General features: G+C 59.2%; 15 protein-coding genes and 4 pseudogenes. 7 read left to right on the top strand and 12 right to left on the bottom strand.

Going from position 1 to position 15,540, the window contains the following annotated elements:
• Positions 1 to 105 precede the first annotated feature (105 nt).
• The 5 genes and pseudogenes from NKH13_RS18300 to NKH13_RS18280 all read right to left on the bottom strand — a co-directional run bounded on the left by NKH13_RS18300 (position 106) and on the right by NKH13_RS18280 (position 2,865).
• Complete coding sequence (locus NKH13_RS18300) at positions 106 to 1,200, bottom strand: AI-2E family transporter (protein ID WP_352913477.1); 1,095 nt, start codon at positions 1,198 to 1,200, stop codon at positions 106 to 108.
• A 137-nt stretch (positions 1,201 to 1,337) separates the two neighbouring features.
• A complete protein-coding gene (locus NKH13_RS18295) occupies positions 1,338 to 1,685 on the bottom strand; it encodes a HepT-like ribonuclease domain-containing protein (protein ID WP_352913475.1) in 348 nt (115 codons plus the stop codon).
• Positions 1,686 to 1,982 (bottom strand): nucleotidyltransferase family protein, encoded by a 297-nt coding sequence (locus NKH13_RS18290; protein WP_352913473.1) that lies wholly within the window; start codon positions 1,980 to 1,982, stop codon positions 1,686 to 1,688.
• 222 nt (positions 1,983 to 2,204) lie between these two features.
• A pseudogene (locus NKH13_RS18285) lies at positions 2,205 to 2,620 on the bottom strand (PIN domain-containing protein).
• Positions 2,617 to 2,865, bottom strand: a complete 249-nt coding sequence (locus tag NKH13_RS18280) for a plasmid stabilization protein (protein WP_352913471.1) — start codon at positions 2,863 to 2,865, stop codon at positions 2,617 to 2,619. The pseudogene NKH13_RS18285 and the gene NKH13_RS18280 overlap by 4 nt, the downstream one beginning before the upstream one ends.
• 491 nt (positions 2,866 to 3,356) lie before the next feature.
• On the opposite strand from NKH13_RS18280, the gene NKH13_RS18275 reads away from it, so the two are divergent.
• The 4 genes and pseudogenes from NKH13_RS18275 (at position 3,357) to NKH13_RS18260 (ending at position 7,341) form a co-directional block, all read left to right on the top strand.
• Positions 3,357 to 4,232 (top strand): MBL fold metallo-hydrolase, encoded by an 876-nt coding sequence (locus NKH13_RS18275; protein WP_352913469.1) that lies wholly within the window; start codon positions 3,357 to 3,359, stop codon positions 4,230 to 4,232.
• A gap of 58 nt (positions 4,233 to 4,290) precedes the next feature.
• Positions 4,291 to 4,472: pseudogene (locus NKH13_RS18270) on the top strand (IS630 family transposase); the annotation flags it as partial.
• Positions 4,473 to 4,776: pseudogene (locus NKH13_RS18265) on the top strand (type 2 periplasmic-binding domain-containing protein); the annotation flags it as partial.
• Positions 4,777 to 6,915: 2,139 nt separating this feature from the next.
• The gene (locus tag NKH13_RS18260) at positions 6,916 to 7,341 is read left to right on the top strand and encodes a YidB family protein (RefSeq protein WP_352913467.1); all 426 of its coding nucleotides are present in this window, start codon (positions 6,916 to 6,918) and stop codon (positions 7,339 to 7,341) included.
• A 117-nt stretch (positions 7,342 to 7,458) separates the two neighbouring features.
• Here NKH13_RS18260 and NKH13_RS18255 read toward each other — a convergent pair whose 3' ends face one another.
• A complete protein-coding gene (locus NKH13_RS18255; RefSeq protein WP_352913465.1) occupies positions 7,459 to 7,587 on the bottom strand; it encodes a KTSC domain-containing protein in 129 nt (42 codons plus the stop codon).
• A gap of 550 nt (positions 7,588 to 8,137) precedes the next feature.
• Here NKH13_RS18255 and NKH13_RS18250 point away from each other — a divergent pair.
• A complete protein-coding gene (locus NKH13_RS18250) occupies positions 8,138 to 8,434 on the top strand; it encodes a PRC-barrel domain containing protein (RefSeq protein WP_352913464.1) in 297 nt (98 codons plus the stop codon).
• Between the two features lie 25 nt (positions 8,435 to 8,459).
• Here the strand turns inward: NKH13_RS18250 and NKH13_RS18245 are convergent, their stop codons facing one another.
• Positions 8,460 to 8,609: a hypothetical protein gene (locus tag NKH13_RS18245; protein WP_352913462.1), complete on the bottom strand. Its 150-nt coding sequence runs from the start codon at positions 8,607 to 8,609 to the stop codon at positions 8,460 to 8,462.
• Positions 8,610 to 8,915: 306 nt separating this feature from the next.
• On the opposite strand from NKH13_RS18245, the gene NKH13_RS18240 reads away from it, so the two are divergent.
• Positions 8,916 to 9,170: a DUF982 domain-containing protein gene (locus NKH13_RS18240; protein WP_352913460.1), complete on the top strand. Its 255-nt coding sequence runs from the start codon at positions 8,916 to 8,918 to the stop codon at positions 9,168 to 9,170.
• Positions 9,171 to 9,226: 56 nt separating this feature from the next.
• Here the strand turns inward: NKH13_RS18240 and NKH13_RS18235 are convergent, their stop codons facing one another.
• From NKH13_RS18235 to NKH13_RS18215, 5 genes and pseudogenes are all read right to left on the bottom strand, one after another.
• Positions 9,227 to 10,300: an aminopeptidase gene (locus NKH13_RS18235; protein ID WP_352913458.1), complete on the bottom strand. Its 1,074-nt coding sequence runs from the start codon at positions 10,298 to 10,300 to the stop codon at positions 9,227 to 9,229.
• 483 nt (positions 10,301 to 10,783) lie between these two features.
• Complete coding sequence (locus NKH13_RS18230) at positions 10,784 to 11,866, bottom strand: sensor histidine kinase (RefSeq protein ID WP_352913456.1); 1,083 nt, start codon at positions 11,864 to 11,866, stop codon at positions 10,784 to 10,786.
• A 287-nt stretch (positions 11,867 to 12,153) separates the two neighbouring features.
• Entirely contained in the window at positions 12,154 to 13,002 is an 849-nt protein-coding gene (gene nadE / locus NKH13_RS18225; protein ID WP_352913454.1) for an NAD(+) synthase, read from the bottom strand.
• Between the two features lie 433 nt (positions 13,003 to 13,435).
• Positions 13,436 to 14,217, bottom strand: a pseudogene (xth, locus tag NKH13_RS18220) (exodeoxyribonuclease III).
• Positions 14,218 to 14,332: 115 nt separating this feature from the next.
• Entirely contained in the window at positions 14,333 to 14,515 is a 183-nt protein-coding gene (locus tag NKH13_RS18215) for a DUF3606 domain-containing protein (RefSeq protein ID WP_352913452.1), read from the bottom strand.
• A 450-nt stretch (positions 14,516 to 14,965) separates the two neighbouring features.
• On the opposite strand from NKH13_RS18215, the gene NKH13_RS18210 reads away from it, so the two are divergent.
• Entirely contained in the window at positions 14,966 to 15,169 is a 204-nt protein-coding gene (locus tag NKH13_RS18210) for a CsbD family protein (protein WP_352913451.1), read from the top strand.
• The last annotated feature ends 371 nt before the right edge of the window (positions 15,170 to 15,540 follow it).

Below are 15,540 nucleotides of genomic sequence, written 5' to 3'. Positions count from 1 at the left end.
CTCGGTCGAACAGATGAGAGGCGCTTGGAGAGTGGGACGCGAGCCAATAAGCCTCCGATGCGTTTGGCTAAGGTCACCGCGAGCACCGACGGTTGGCAACATTGTTCAATCCGTTACGGACTGATGCGGTAGCTCGGCAGGGCGCGTCGCCGCCTCTCCGGGCTGGTCAGTCAATCGATTCTTCAGCACATCAATGAGGCTGACGGTGATGATCACCGCGGGGCCGAGCACAAGGCCGGATGCGCCGAACAGGACGATGCCACCGACCGAGCCGATAAAGGCTACCACCGTGTGGAGGCGCAACCTGTTCCCGACAAGCATCGGATAGAGCAGATTGTCGATGCCACCGACAATGACGCCGCCCCAGACGGTCAATATCGCCGCGCTGGCCCAAGCTCCCGCCAGTGCGAGATATACTGCCGTGGGCACCCAGATCACAAATGCCCCGAGCACAGGCACGATGGCAAGAAGTCCCATGACAAGGCCCCAAAAGACCGGCGTGGGCAGACCGAGCCACCAGAACATCAGGCCACCAAGTGTTCCTTGGACGGCGGCAACGAACACGGTGCCGAGCAGTGTTGCATGAACGGTCTCCGCAAAGCGGGACAAGACGTGTCCTGTCTCGGGAGCGCGCAGGGGCGAAAGGCCCGCGACGGCTTGCAGGCCCTGTTGGCGATCCCGCAGAAAATAGAACAGAAGATAAAAAGTCAGACCGAACATCGCGACCTGATAGATGGAGCCGCGCAACAGCGATGTGCTTTGTCCCGTCAGCCATTGTACGAATGTTGCGACCGAACCGGCCGGATCGAATTGGTTCTCAATCCATTGGGCAATGGTCGAAAGCGTGGGATAGTCAGACATGAAACCGTCTGCGTCCCAACCACGGACGACCTCCTCCAGGTAATTGGCTCCGTTTACCGCCTCGCGAACGAGCTGTTGGGCGACGAGTACCAGCGGCAGGCCGACGGCAATCGCCGCAACGCTTACAGATATCAATGCGGCCAGGTTTCGATTTCCGACCCGTCTCTCAACCCATCCATGAGCCGGAGACAGGATGATTGCCAGGACCAGCGCCCAGGTCAATGCCGGCAAAGAAGGCCACGCCAGCAGATAGCAGACATACAGACCGATTGCCGCCGCAGTGAGGACGCCAAGCAATCTCAATTGTTTCACGTCCGGCATCTGTTTCAGATCAGGCACCTTTCGCTGTCTCGCAAGCCCAGCGAGCCTAATTGGTTTCTTGAAAAGGGCAGCGTCGGCTGCCGTGCGGTTACGGTGCAGGCAGGATGGCGAAATCGGAAGCGTAGGGTGCTTAGGGCAATTCAGGGATTTGCCGCCTATTCATCAGCAAACCGCTCGCTCAGGGCTTCAATGGCTGCTTTCAACTCGGGAAGTTCGTCAACGACCACACCCCAGATGATATTGTCTGCCAGGCCGTGGTATTCATGCCGCAGTACATTTCCGATCGTGCGCACCTGACGCCATGGGATGTCCGGCTGGAGGGCTTTGACTTCATCCGGCAAGGCCCGGCTGGCCTCGGAAAAAATTTCGATGCCGCGCTGCACAGCGTGCTTGAGAACCCAGTCGCCTTGATAGTCGGCCAGGGTTTTGCCTGCGACAGCGGCCTGAATCCCGTTGATGGCCTCAAGGATATCGTCCAAGGCATGGCGGAATTCACGTGCCATTCAGAAGATGCGCACGGCCGATTGTTCGATTTGCGGCCGCAACCGGGGATGCAGGCCATCCCGCGTGGTTACGTCGACCGGGACGTGCAGTTCATCCTCCAGAAGGAGCTTAATGCCCACAAGATCGAAGGCATTGAAACGGCTCTTGGGATCATAATCGATGAAAAGGTCAAGATCGCTTCCTTGGCCGGCTTGATCTCGAACCGTTGACCCAAACAGGTAAAGCGCGGTCGCGCCCATGCGTCTCACAGCATCAGCTGTCCGCTGCAACCTGTTGATGGCATCCACTCTGTTCATGGCCTTAACTTATATCAGCGAGCACAACTTATCCACTTTTTCGCGCTTTCTGTGCCGGCTGCGCTTAGCACATTGCCTGCAATCCCCAACGAAGCAGCTGATGTCATTGTGTCGAGCGCGGCCCAGGTGTCACGATCTGGCCGAGATGACGAGAAATATTGCCGGACTGAAGCCCAGGCGTGCAAGGGAAGAACAGCCGCTGCCTGCCCCCTTCCAAAGGCCTCAGAACTCCCACGGAGATGTCAGAACAAGTCCTGACGTGTCAAAGTCGTTCAGATTGCGGGTTGCGAGGCGGCCACCGTTTACTCGAGCGATTGCCGCAATCATGCCATCGGGTGCCGACATCCCGCGACCTTGGCGAGCATCAGCACTCATGATTTCGCCGTAAGCCAGCGCAGCTTCTTCAGTCAGACCGAAGATGTGGTCCGTGAAACGCCGGCGCCAGTCGGATAGCCCTTGCTCCAGTTGTTCAGAACGCTGGTCCGGTCTTATCGTTTGAATGCCAAAAGGCGATCTCCGGCAATCGTCACGGTTGGAAGCGCGAGTTCGGCATCATATCGGATCAGCCAGGCAAGAACCGCCTCGTTTGGAGCCTTCCTCAGGGTTTCGGAAACGACATTGGTGTCTAGGAAGATCAAAGCTCGACGCCTCGATTCGGCCGGCGACTCTCACGGATCACTGCCCCAAGGTCGATATCTGTGCCTGATTGTGGTGAAAGACGGCGATAGAAGGCCGAAGCTGGCTCGCGACCGGCCTCGCGGACCTCATAGGATTCGAGCGCCCGTTCCACCACGTCAGCAATCGAGCGGTTTTCACGGCTGGCAAGCCGGTGTGCAAGATCGCGCGCTTTGGTGCTGCGGACTGAGAGTTGTGGCTCGGCCATATCAGTCTCCGTTGCGTTTCATATAACGTAGAGACCGGCTCGCGCGGCTGGCAAGACGGCTAATGATGGCTGGCCATCACATCATCTCAGCAAGTCCGGGGAGCCTCGCAATTGTCACGTCGCAAAATCGGCCGGTTCGATCGATAACTCCCGTCAGAACTTGGTGCTCTCAACAGGCCCCGGCCGACGTTTCAATGATGGCACAAGTGGCCACGCTGAAGGGGCTGGGGAACGAGCTTTGGACACCGCTCGATCAGTCCAGGATCGCGAATTGCGGCGACCAGCTCGAGGGTTCATCTCCAAATACCCGGATGGCCGCGTCGCTCGTCGGGGCGGTCGCCTAGTGGTTAAGTTCTAACGCTTGGTACCCGAGATCGTGAGCGCGGCCACATCGCGAGCGCTCCTTCTCCTACAGGCAGAAATGTCTGACGCCAGCTGGCCGCAAATGCTATCTCTAGCGATCCGTCCTCGATCGAAGAAGGATCGCATCATTGGATGACTGGAGAATCGGGAATATCTGGATAACCAGAATTCTGGAGATGTGCGACCCTCTGGGGACGCCGTCGGAATGGTTTCCCGACTGCACCGATGAAGCGCTCGAACCGCATCTTCATTGGCTCACGCCGCGATTAATATCGCCGGCAACCGGCCGGCTTATTCTTCCCATCCAGAGTTTTCTTGTTCGTACCGGACACCACACCATTCTGGTCGACAGTTGCGTCGGCAACGACAAGACGTTCGCATACTTCCCCCATTGGCATCGCCGTAATGACGGCACCTTTTTGGAGCGCCTAGCAAATGCAGGTGTTGCTCCCGAGCAGATCGACTATGTGCTGTGCACCCATCTTCATGTCGACCATTGCGGCTGGAACACACGATTGGTGGACGGGCGTTGGATACCGACATTCCCGAACGCCCGCTACATCATGGCGCGGCGCGAGTTCGAGGCCGCACAGGCGGCCTCCGGTGATGACGAAGATCAGACCTATGAGGACAATGTGTTGCCAATCGTCGAGGCTGGTCGGGCTGTGCTTGTCGATATGGATTATGAACTCGATGGCGAAGTGTGGCTGGAACCGACGCCGGGCCACACCCCGGGGCACGTAGCCATCGGCCTGAAATCTCGAGGCGTAGGGGCAGTGTTTTCCGGCGATCTCATGCATTGGCCGATGCAATGCATATACCCCGACTGGAGCTTTCGGTACGACACGGACCCTGACCAGGCACGTCGGACGCGGTGGGCATTCCTGGAGGCTTGCTCGGACAATGGCCGCATCGTAATGACATCGCATTTTCCCTTGCCGTCGGTGGGAACCATCTCGCGACGCCAGTCATCATTCTGGTTCGAGGATCAGCAGCCGCCGTAATCGCCGAGGACCCGACTACCAACCCGAACGGCGGGGCGATCGCCCTCGGCCACCCGCACTGTCGAAGCGCCGCCTCAAGCGCGGCGTCGTTCACTCGGTGGTCGACCTCCAGGGCGGCAATCTACCGCTTCCTCGCCGAGCACAACCAGCAGCCCAGACCCTTATATCTGGACCGCCGACCCCGACAGGATCGCCGCCGCGGTCAAACGCGGGCACCAAACGTTAGATTCCATCCACTAGTATATCACGCTGGTGACCAACACCGACACCTATCGGCAAGCGCCCGATTCCTGGGCAGCGCTGTGAGACCGGCCAATAAGGACAAGCTGGGCCTTTTGGCCTGGCCACGAACTCCTCCCTTCTCGAGGTGACGGCCAAGACCTTCATGGGCGCACACAAGCGCTCGATACCGAAGCGGGCCAGCTCAAAGCCTTCGAAAAGCTAGCCGAGATTAAGCCAACGTGCGGTTGTGGTATCGTGACGAGGCGCAGTTCGAGCAAGCGCTGAAGTCGGGCGAGATCCGATGGGCCAATATTACCATGACGCGTGGCTCGTATCCGGTTCATGCCACAGCTGCTCAAGCTCCTCCTGAAGCGCCTGCGCCAACGCGGTAAGGCCTGGTATCAGAGTGTTACCGCCTACAAACCTCAACAGCCTGCGTACCTTTGGACGATAGTGTTCCAAACTGATCACCTCTCGGAAGCCGCGTTCTCTGGGCAGCGTTGCCATGACGGGCACATTTTAAATCAATTCGATGGACGAAAGCGTACCGAAGGCTCGTCAGCCAATTCCTGCTCTCGCTGGTCAAGCCCGGCTAGCAATACGGCAAAGTGCTCCGGCATTTCTTGATCGACTTCCAATCCTAGCCGCTTGCGCAACATCTGACGATTGCCTTCTGAACTGATCAATCGTCGGAAGGCTGTCCGTGCTCTTCGTGATGGCGGCATCAGCTAGACCCACGCTTTGTGCGAAAGTACACATAGCGGCGAAACTCGCTCATTCCCAAAGCGTTCCAACGCAGCGAAACAATTCTTGATAGAAATTCTGAGCGGAGTTGGTCACGTCAACCCCCGTCCTGATCGAATGAGCGCAGAGCCCCCTCCTTCTTGGGCCATGAATGACGCAAAGGCGCACCACGAGGTCCCACTGACGCCCACGTTTGGTCCACTTCATGAGGTGTTGCTGCTGCCAGTGCGTTGCAGACGTGGTACGTTAGACCGGTAACTTCCGCCCTGAAGAGGACCGGAGAAAACCATCCATGCGGTCACTCTTTGTCGGCTCGTTCAATTTCATCAAGCAAAGACTTGTGCTCATCCGGAAGCCCCTGTTCTACCGGAAGATTTAGCGCCTTGCGAAGGTAGTCGCGGACCGCTTCTGACGTGATCTACCGTCGTATGAGGTCGGCGATAACCTTCTGTTTCCTCTCGTCGGCCTGAACCATGGCCGGCCCTACATGCGAATAGGTCCGAACCTCCGGGCGACCCGATTTGTTCCTTAGCTATTCTTTGGTGTCGAGCAGGACGGCCCTTCCAGTGGCTCGACGCTGCAACAGCTCCGGCGAGATGGCTTCTTTGTACACTTGAACCACGACTCCAATGCGATGATGATGCCTGCAATGGCCACGTCGAACTCGTCGCCTGGAGCTTACCAGCGCACTGGACAGGCTCGAACTTGAGCGGGTGTGCTTAGTTCTGCTGAGGCGTTCCGTCGCGCGGGCGTCTTATTATCCTTGTGCCGGACGGCGCCGCGACGAACTATTGTCCCGGAACAAATTAGCATCCCACATTGCACAGATTGCACCTCTGACGGAGTCGTACCGCCCTTTGGAGGCCGAGCGTCTAGCTATTGTCTGGCGCAATGCGCGCTGGCCGCAATGAGCCGCACCAGTTCCGCCTGTCGCCGCGTCTCCGTCTTTTCGAATGCGTGCTGCAGGTGGGTGCGCGCCGTGGTCAGGCTGATCTTCAACTCATCTGGACCGACTGCAGCCCTTCGCCACGCGTAATTGCCATCGCCACGATCGCCTCGGCCGGGGTCAGCCGATAGAGATTGCGCAACTGGTCTTGCGCGGTCCGTGGCGCTCTGTCCCGCTGTCCGATCGGCCACGAACACGATCGCGGCAGGGCGACCTGTCACGAACCACGTCGACTCAATAATCAGCGGCGCCACCAGCACGTTCAGCGGCCGGCGCGGCCATTCGGCCGCGCGAGCGCCACCACCCCGCCTGCCGAGTCCGACCGCTCTGCGGCTGCGGCGATCAATCGCTGCAATTGGGCGTTATCCGCCGGCCTCCCGGAGGCGAGCGGTCTTTGCGTCTCGTGCCGTGCGCTCGTCGTCGATCAGCGCCCGTGCGGCATCTGACGTGCGCTGCTCTCTGTCGTGTCTTTGCTTCTCGGTGGCCAAGCGGCGCTCTCCTATGCGTGGCCCGATCTGGGCGGTAGTGCTATAGCAGGCGGGTGTTCCACCCAAGACAACAAAAAGCCCGCCGACCGAAGCCGACGGGCCAGGTGTGACCCGACAGCTGATCACGATTTGCTGTCTGGCCGGAGTACTAAGCACCAACACGCGAAAGGGCCCGAACGTTCCGCAGATGCTAATATACATTCGGGGCTAGCCCGCAATTCCGGTGGGAGTGGAACCTTTCAAAAGCGCATGACTTTTGCCTTCTTCTGGAAGGAGATGCGAAATGAGCCTTGACATAGGAAAGGTCGCCATAGCGTTGCTTGGTCTGCTTGCCTACAAGAACAGGGACAAGATCGGCGAGTTGATCGCTGGCAGGAAATCGACTGATCCCAACGCTAGCGCTGGCTCCCCCGGCGGCCTCGGCGACATCCTGGACCGTCTCAGAAATGTGGGTGCGGGCGATCAGGTCGATTCTTGGGTAGGAAAAGGATCCAACCGCCCCGTTCAGCGCGAACAGGTCGAGAAAGCAATCGACCCGCAAACGTTGGACGATCTGGCCGAGCAAACCGGATTGTCCCATGACGAGCTTCTCGACCGGCTCACAAGAGAACTCCCCGACGCAGTGGACAAGCTCACTCCCGAGGGCCGGTTGCCAGCGAGTAAAGGTCCAAATCTCCTGGACGAGGTCCCAACGACTACTCGCACTTAGCGCCACCTCGGCACCGACAGGTAAGGTCATCCCGAGTCGCAATCGCTCGTAGCCTGGCGGTAACGGAAACGATTGCGAACGTGGTCGTTAAAATAGCGGCCCTTCGCGAATGCGGCCTTAAATGCCGCAAAAGGTCTCCGGCGGCACTCCCTCGAACTCGTACCGCTTGCCGCTGGCGACGAACCACACCGAAAGGACCTTGCGCTCGGAATCGTATTCTGTTTTGCGAATCGAGGTAGAGGGCATAAGGGATCAACGAGCGGAAAAGCCGTCGCGTTCCTCGTCTTTGTGGCGGGGCGCAAAGAAAGCCCGACGGCGCGTCCGTCCCTCTAGTCCAGCGCCGGCGGCTGCCCGGGGCGGAAACCCTTCAGCGCCGCGGCGATGCCCATCATCACCGATTGCTCGGGGTGATTGAGAATGCGCAGGGTGCCCTGCTCGTCGCCACCGACGCCGCAGATCTGTAGGATCTGGAAATCGCCTTGGAAAGGTTCCGTGTCGCCGTTGACGAAGAAGTCGTATTCGGGGAAAAACCTCTACAGGAAGGCCTCGACTTCGCGCAAGACCGGTTCGGACCGATGTCCAACGGTGGCAGGATGATGAAGCTTTCGACCTCATCGCCTGCCGGCATGCCCGAAATATCCATGCCAGAATGCATTCCAGATCCCCCGAATGGACGTTCCATTTTCGTTAGATCAACAAATGGCCAAGTTGGGGATTGTTCGATCCGTACTATGACGGTTCGGAACGGTTGGCCCTGTCGGGGGTTACCTCAGTCCAACGGAGAGGAGACTCCACAATGGACCACACCGATCACGTACGGCTCACGAGTGCTGAACTGCGGCCCGACGTTGTTGAAGGAGCAACCATCTATGGTCGCGACGATGAGGAAATCAGTTCGGTCGACCACATCCATGGAACCGGCGAGCATGCCCAAGTCGTCTTCGATGTTGGTGGGTTCCTCGGCATAGGCTCAAAGCGCGTGGCCTTATATGCAACGCAGCTCGATTTCATGCGGGACGAAGACGGCACTGTGCATGCCATCACACAAATGACCACTGACCAGTTGAAGGCCTTGCCAGAGCACTTTGATTAATAGCGGATCCAGGTCAGTCCAGCCGTCAGACATTGTCGAGCGTGAAGGTCGAACCAAGCGCGAGCTCGTTCAGAGCATTGGCGAAGGCATCGACCTGATCGTCAATCTGGCCATCCGCAAACGAACAGACCTCGTCGAGGAATGTTTCGTTCCAGCGGCCGCGCACGAGCTTCACGCTGCCGGCCTCAGCCTGCGGACGCCGGTTTTGCTTTGAATGCGACCATTCCGCGCGTTGAGGCGCCCGCCGAACCAAGGTCGACGTCTCCTCGCCGAGCATCCGGCATGCCGGAGCGGAACGGACCCGCCAGCGCCATTTAAAGCGCCATTTAATTAGATGGATTCGAAGTTGATATGCTCGAGATGCCCGAAGAGGCCAGGTCGAACCGGCAAGTAAGCCCACACACGTTCGGCGGTCATTTACTTTTGAGCTAGCGCTAAGAATTGTTCGAGTCTAGCCTGTGTGGTCGGTCTGGAGAGTGTCATGCCTGCTAGGCGTTTTAGAAAGCCTGTCGTCATTCAGCCAGGCCGCATCGATCGTGACAGAGTTGTTGTCTCGGTATCGGACGCCGCCGAAATCTTGCTGAGGCAATGGCCCCAGCCAGCGAGCAAGTCGCGGCTCACGGCAATCGAAGCGTGCCTTGCCGTCATCCGCGGCGAAAAACCACCAAGAATAGCGCGCCAGGCATTTCTAAACGCTGCCAAAGAGGCCAAAATACTCCTTGGTGAGGAAATCTAAGATTAGAGCCAAGTAGCACCGTTCGCGGTGAATCGCGGAGCGTTCCCGGGATGGCGTCAGCTTTGAATGGCTCCATAACACGCCTCTGCCCCGGCAAGCGCTTCGGCACGGCGAGCTTTGTCCAACGCGCCAAGCCTTTGAACCGATGCATAGAACCGTGGATAGTCGCCCGAACACAAGTCGAACAAGCGGAGAAAGGCCGGCACCTGACCGCTGTAGACGGAAGTCGCGGCGAGCTTTGCGTTGTTGATCGGAGCATTGAACCAGGCGTCGTATCCGCGGTATCCACCCCATCGCCTGTCGCGCATCTGTCGGTAGCGCGTCCTCAGCCGTTCGATCGCGGCCGTCTTCGCGGCCTGCTTCTGCTCAGAAGTACCATTCTGGTCATAGACATGCCTGAGCTGGTCCCTGGTCTGCGACACCAGCACAAGAAATTCAGCTTTGCGCCTACGTTCGGCCTCGTAACGGCGCAAGCCGCGAGTATCCCCGGTCGCGCGCAGCCATTTTCTCACACCCGTTGTTTCGACAGCGACAGCGAACGCCTCGTTGAAGGCGGAATCGTCATGCACGTAGACGCGCTGGTGGGCCAGTTCATGGAATACCAGCCCTGCGAGATACGTTCCATCTTGGGTGAGCATCGTGCTTAGCAGCGGGTCACTCGACCAGCCAAGCGTGGAATATGCAGTGATGCCCGCTACGTAGACGTCGAGGCCCTGTCTTTGAAGTTCGGCGGCGGTTTCAGTCGCGGACTTTTCGGAGAAATATCCCCGGTAGGGAACACAGCCGAAAACCGGAAAGCACCATGTTCGTGGCGTCAGCGAAAATTCCGGCGCGGCGAAGACGGCCCATGTCACCGAGTCGCGACCAACATCGACATAGCTGCGGTAGCTGTTGTTGTCGGGCAGCGCCAGTTCATCGATAGCAAACTGTCGTATGGCGCTCGCCGATGCCATTCGGGCGCGCAATATCTCAGGGGTCGAAGGATCGTCGATCAGTTTTCCGACGTCCTGGCGCGCCGCCATGATCTGCACATGACCCTGCACAGATTGCGCGTAGTAGGAAATACTGGTGCAACTGGTCACCCCAGGCGTCAGGATAATCGTAGCAACCAATCGAAAGAATGCACGCATCACGGTTTGCCTACAGCACTGCTCGCATGTCCCGATAACGCAATTTCGCGGTTACCTCCGGCCACGAACAGTCGGACCAATTTAATGTGTAGGTTAGACCTTCGTCCTCGGCAAGATTGGCCAATGCGACGACTCGCTGCCGAATTGCCGGCCCGCGCGTGATGAGCGCGAAGGCGTCAGGTGCTCCCGCCTTCCCCGAGGGTCGCGGTCTACGGAACTAGCGTCAGTCGCCGAGCCGTGCCTTGCGTCCGATCGCGGTTATCACCGGCGCCTCCAGTGGGATCGGGCGAGCCGCTGCAGGCGCATTCGCAGCAAATTGTTGTGACGTCTTCTCGTGCCCGGTGAACCGGCGCGTGCCGAGTGGGCGGCGTCCGATTGGTGGCAACTCGGAGCGCGCGTCGGGCGCCCTAGCCTATTTGCAGCCGCCTGCTCAAGAAGCGACATGAAGCCAGCCGCCAGCCTGCTGTGTTCGACGGCAATCGTTCAGCTTGCTGCCGCCGACCGTTTGAAAACGATGGTCACCTTCGTCCCTTTGTTGGCGCTGGACTCGACGGCTAGCTGCGCCTTGGCGTTCTCGGTCAGCGATCGCGCGATCAGCGCTCCGAGCTTGCCTGGCTTGGGCCACATCTCGCCTTCCGGCAGGCCGATTCCGTCGTCCGCCACAATAACCCGGCAGCCGTCGCCATCGACGATGCTGTGCAGCGTTATCGTACCGCCGTCGCGCCCCCGGAAGGCATGTTTTAGTGAATTGGTCAGCAATTCGTTCACGACCAGTCCCGCCGGCATGGCGACGTTTATTGACACCGGATATGTATCCACCTTCATATCCAGCCGGATCCCCTCGACTGCATGCGAGCTCATCACCGAGGACGCGACCTGGCTGAGATACACACCAAGGTCGACCTCCTCCTTCGGCTCGTCGGCCGTTAGCGTCTGGTAGAGGATCGCCAAAGCGTCGACGCGACCGGCGAGCCGCTCAAACCGTCTCCGGTCGGCCTCGGTAGCGTTGCGGCTTTCCAGCCGGATCAGTGCGGTGATCATCTGCAGGTTGTTCTTCACCCTGTGCTGCAGTTCGCGAAGCAGGGTGTCTTTCTCGCTGACACGCTCCTCGGCCGAGCGCTGATCTCCCGCCTCCCCGTGAGCCGATACGTCGACCAGGGCCACCAGTCGGAAGCAAACCTTGCCGTTGTCGTCCTCTATTTCGTTCGAATAAACGTCGACGATCGCGGGTTTGTCCTCGCCGCGCTCCAGCCTGAAGGTGCCGACCAAATCGGTTCCCTCGACCACGGCCTCGGCTAGCGGCCTGTCCTTTTGCTGATGGAGGCCCGTGCCTAAAAGGGCCGCCCAGTTTTCTTGGGTGAGCCTGGCGGCTGTCAGGCCTGACAGTTTCTGGAATTCCGGATTGGCGTAGACCACGTGCTCTTCACCGGCAAGGTCCGAAACGGCTATGGCGATCGGCACCTGGTCGAGGAATTTCTTGAACTGTTCGCTTTCCAGTGCTGTTGCAAGGTCAGGTGTGTCAAGCAACTGCTCGACCGCCTCAGCCTTCTCTGAATCCGATGTCATTTGCGCGCCTGTTCTGCGCGGATGATATCAACAATGCGGCGCGCCTGCCATCGCCAAAACTGGAGCTGCATCTCATCGGCAGCCGGACAATGCTGTCTTGCCTCGTGAACTTTTGGAAGATCAAATCCAGCGGGCATTCAGGGAAGAGTGAGTTCGCCGTCGCCCGCCACGGCCATACGTGCCGACACTCTCGACCGCATGACCGCATGCGGAGCTGAAAGAGCAACGCATCGCTCCAGCGGAAGTTCAGGCTGCGGCAAGTCCATCGGTCGCATATGTTGAGACGACTATTGCCGATGCGCCAATGTCGAACTCGTCATGGCAATCGGTATGAGCGGAAGTGCTCGCTTATGGGCTGTGCTGGAATGGGCGTGAAGTATGCGCCTGCGCGCCGCTTCGTTGATCTCCCGGCCTTCTAGGAAGTCGTCAATCTGATCGTATGTGAGACCGTATGCATCTTCGTCAGGCCGAAACGGGACGAGGTTCTCCAGGTCGGCGGTCGGGATCTTGTCAACAAGTTCAGGCGGAGCGCCCAGATGCGCTGCCAAGGCGCGAACCCTGCGTTTGTTCAACCCGGAAAGAGGAAGAATGTCGGCGGCACCGTCACCGAACTTGGTGAAGAAACCCATCAAAGCCTCAGCCGCATGGTCGGTGCCGATGACCAGCCCGCGCGTGGCGCCGGCGAGCGCGAACTGGGCGATCATGCGTTGACGCGCCTTGATGTTGCCAAGCAAGAAATCCTCGCGGCCGGCATCGCCGAGGTCGACCCCGGCCAGCCTGATCGAATCCAGCATCGCGTCGGCAGCCGGCTTGATGTCGACCCGGTGCACTTCATCCGCCGCAATGGTGTCCAAAGCCCGCTGCGCATCACGCTCGTCTGCCTGGGTGCCGTACGGGAGACGAACGGCCAGGAATCTGGCATCGTATCCTGCCATTCGGAGTTCCTCGACAGCGCGTTGAGCCAGAAGGGCGGCTGCGAGTGAATCCACCCCGCCGCTGATCCCCAGCACATAGGTGCTTAAACCCGATGCACGCAGATAGGTGCTGAGAAAGTCCATGCGCCGGCGCGCTTCCAGCGCGACGTCGAAGCTCGCAGTGACGCCCAACGCTTCGATAATCATTTCCTGTTCTGTCATTCGCAGAGGTGCTCCCGAAGTCATAACGTCCCGTCCAGTGGCGCGGCCACAAACTCGGCGGTGGTCACTGTCTCGCCCTGCATCCCGCAGCGGCTCTCATGAATCGCCAGCGTGGCATCGTGGGTCGAGTCAGCTCGGGAACATACCGCATCTGCGACAATTACTACTGGTACCGTAGATCACAGAGGCGAGCACCCAGACCTTTGTCTCCGCGCCCGACACGATGAGTGAATCAATTCCCGCAGACCGCGGCCGAGCATGCAGTCACCCGTGCCAAGCGGACATACGGGTTTGTCTCGAGCAAAGCGGGCGGCACGAACCGCGCCAGTTCCTGAACAATATCCATCAGCTGAGATCAAGCCGATCGTTGGCCATCGTCTCCCACCTTTGGTTCATTTCGGGAATTCCGATCGACCATCTGTATTCCTCCCAGTCAATTGAGCTCGATCCAGGCCGGCACGTGGTCGCTTGGCTTGTCCCACCCGCGAAGCTCGACATCCACGCCGGCATTGCGCAGCCGGTCGGACACGGAGGGACTCACCAGGAGATGGTCCATCCGCAGACCGGAACTCCGATCGTAGCCGCCACGGTAGGAGAAATTCCAATAGGTGTAGATGCCCTTCTCCGGATGGATGCGCCGTCGGCATCTATCCAGCCAGCTTGGAGCATTTTGGCATAAGCTTGCCTGCTCTCCGGGAAATAGACCGCATCCCCCAGCCATCGGCTCGGCACCACGGCGTCGATCGGGGTTGGAACGACGTTAAAGTCGCCGCAGAGAACGCTTGGCACCCGGTCCTGCAGCAAATGCTGGCCATAGCTGATGAGTCGATCGAACCAGCGCAGCTTGTAGTCGAACTTTGGGCCAGGCGCTGGATTGCCATTGGGCAGGTAAAGACAGCCCACGACGATCCCATCCACCTCGGCCTCGATATAGCGGCTGTGGGTATCGTCGGGATCCCCGGGCAGGCCGCGCCGACGTTCCACCGGCTCGATTCCGCGAGCGAGGATTGCAACACCGTTGTACGATTTCTGGCCGTGCCAGATCGCGCCGTAACCCGCCTCCCTGATCGCTTCTGCAGGAAACTTGTCGTCCGACGTCTTCAATTCCTGCAGGCACACGATGTTGCAGTCGCTTTCGCCCAACCACTTCAGAAGCACAGGCAACCGGCCGTTGACGCCGTTCACATTAAAGGTGGCGATGCGGGTCACGTGCATGCCCTCTCATGAGGACCTCGCGGCAGTCGGTCATACGGCAATGTGGCCTATCCCCTGCGCTGAACCTTGACCTCTTGATATCGCCAACTTCGCTGGCGTCCTGTGCGGCCGGGGCTCACTTCCTGCCCAGCTTGTCTTCGACCTTCTTGCGACTGTTGCCGACCGACTTCACCGCCGACTTGACGTCAGCTTTGCTGGCGCCGGTTTTGCTCGCCTCATACTTCATTTCGTGGTCCTGCCCACCAGCGACCCTTGCCCGGTCCTGGTTGCGTCCACGCGTTGTGCCAGTATTCGCCATTTGTATCTTCAACAATTGCCGTTCCAGTCCAAACAACGCGGCCGGACTCTTCCGGTTCAATCCCGCGACGCACGGGACATGGAGCTAGCTCCCAGGCAGGGTATCGAGTGAGCCATTGTATTCGGATCCGGCATGTCGCTACCGAGGGTCGAGCCTAGCGGCCCGAAGCCTGGGAGGGCGATTTCGACCTTGATGATCTTGCGCAGGACAACCGTGCCCCTTTCGCTCACGTCAGGCTCCGCTCGATGTTTGCGCTCGCCCACGGCGCCGCATCGCCTGTCGACGTGTAGCAAAGCGCCTTCGTCGGGGAGGTCGACGCGTCCCCAAAGGCCATCTCCTGGTTGGCGCCGTCACCTTTCCAACTGGAGACGTGAACATCAGAGATCTTGTTCCCGGAACTCCCTGGCCGGACGACCGTTTCGCCTTGTGTAAAACAATGGAGGATGTGTCATGGACTGGAATCGGATCGAAGGAAACTGGAAGCAGGTCAAGGGTAAGATCAAGGAACAGTGGGGCAAACTTACCGATGATGATCTTGATCGGATCGCTGGCAATCGCGATCAGCTCGAAGGCAAGATCCAGGAGCGCTACGGTATCGAAAGGGACCGCGTTCGGCAGGATATTGACGACTGGTATGATCGGCAAGTCTGGTAGGATCGCGTCAAGCTGTCATCTACAGGAAGAGGTGCTGTTTACTTAACGGCGCTCCTTGGTGCGCTGGCAGTTGCAAGGTCAAGCCAGCTTGTGTTGAGACAGCCAGCGGTCTGACCCAGCCGCTGCGATTGTAAGGCGCAGACGGACCCGCATGTGAGTTATGCGCTGACCGGCTGCCGTCCGACCTTCCGCGATAACGCCATAGGCGCGAACGTGACCGCTGTTAAGTTCTGCGGGCGGCGGACCTGATGTCCGCTCGGGCCGGCGCCTCCCCCGCCCCCCAACTCCCAAAAGGGCGCCGGCCAATCTCGTCCAGGCGGCAGCACTAGCCGCTTGCACCGACAACATGCAGCCAAATCCAGCATCGACAG

Origin of the sequence: Mesorhizobium sp. M1348 (assembly GCF_040317925.1) — a bacterium.
Classification (GTDB): Bacteria; Pseudomonadota; Alphaproteobacteria; order Rhizobiales; family Rhizobiaceae; genus Mesorhizobium.
This window is presented reverse-complemented; position numbering and strand designations above follow the sequence as displayed.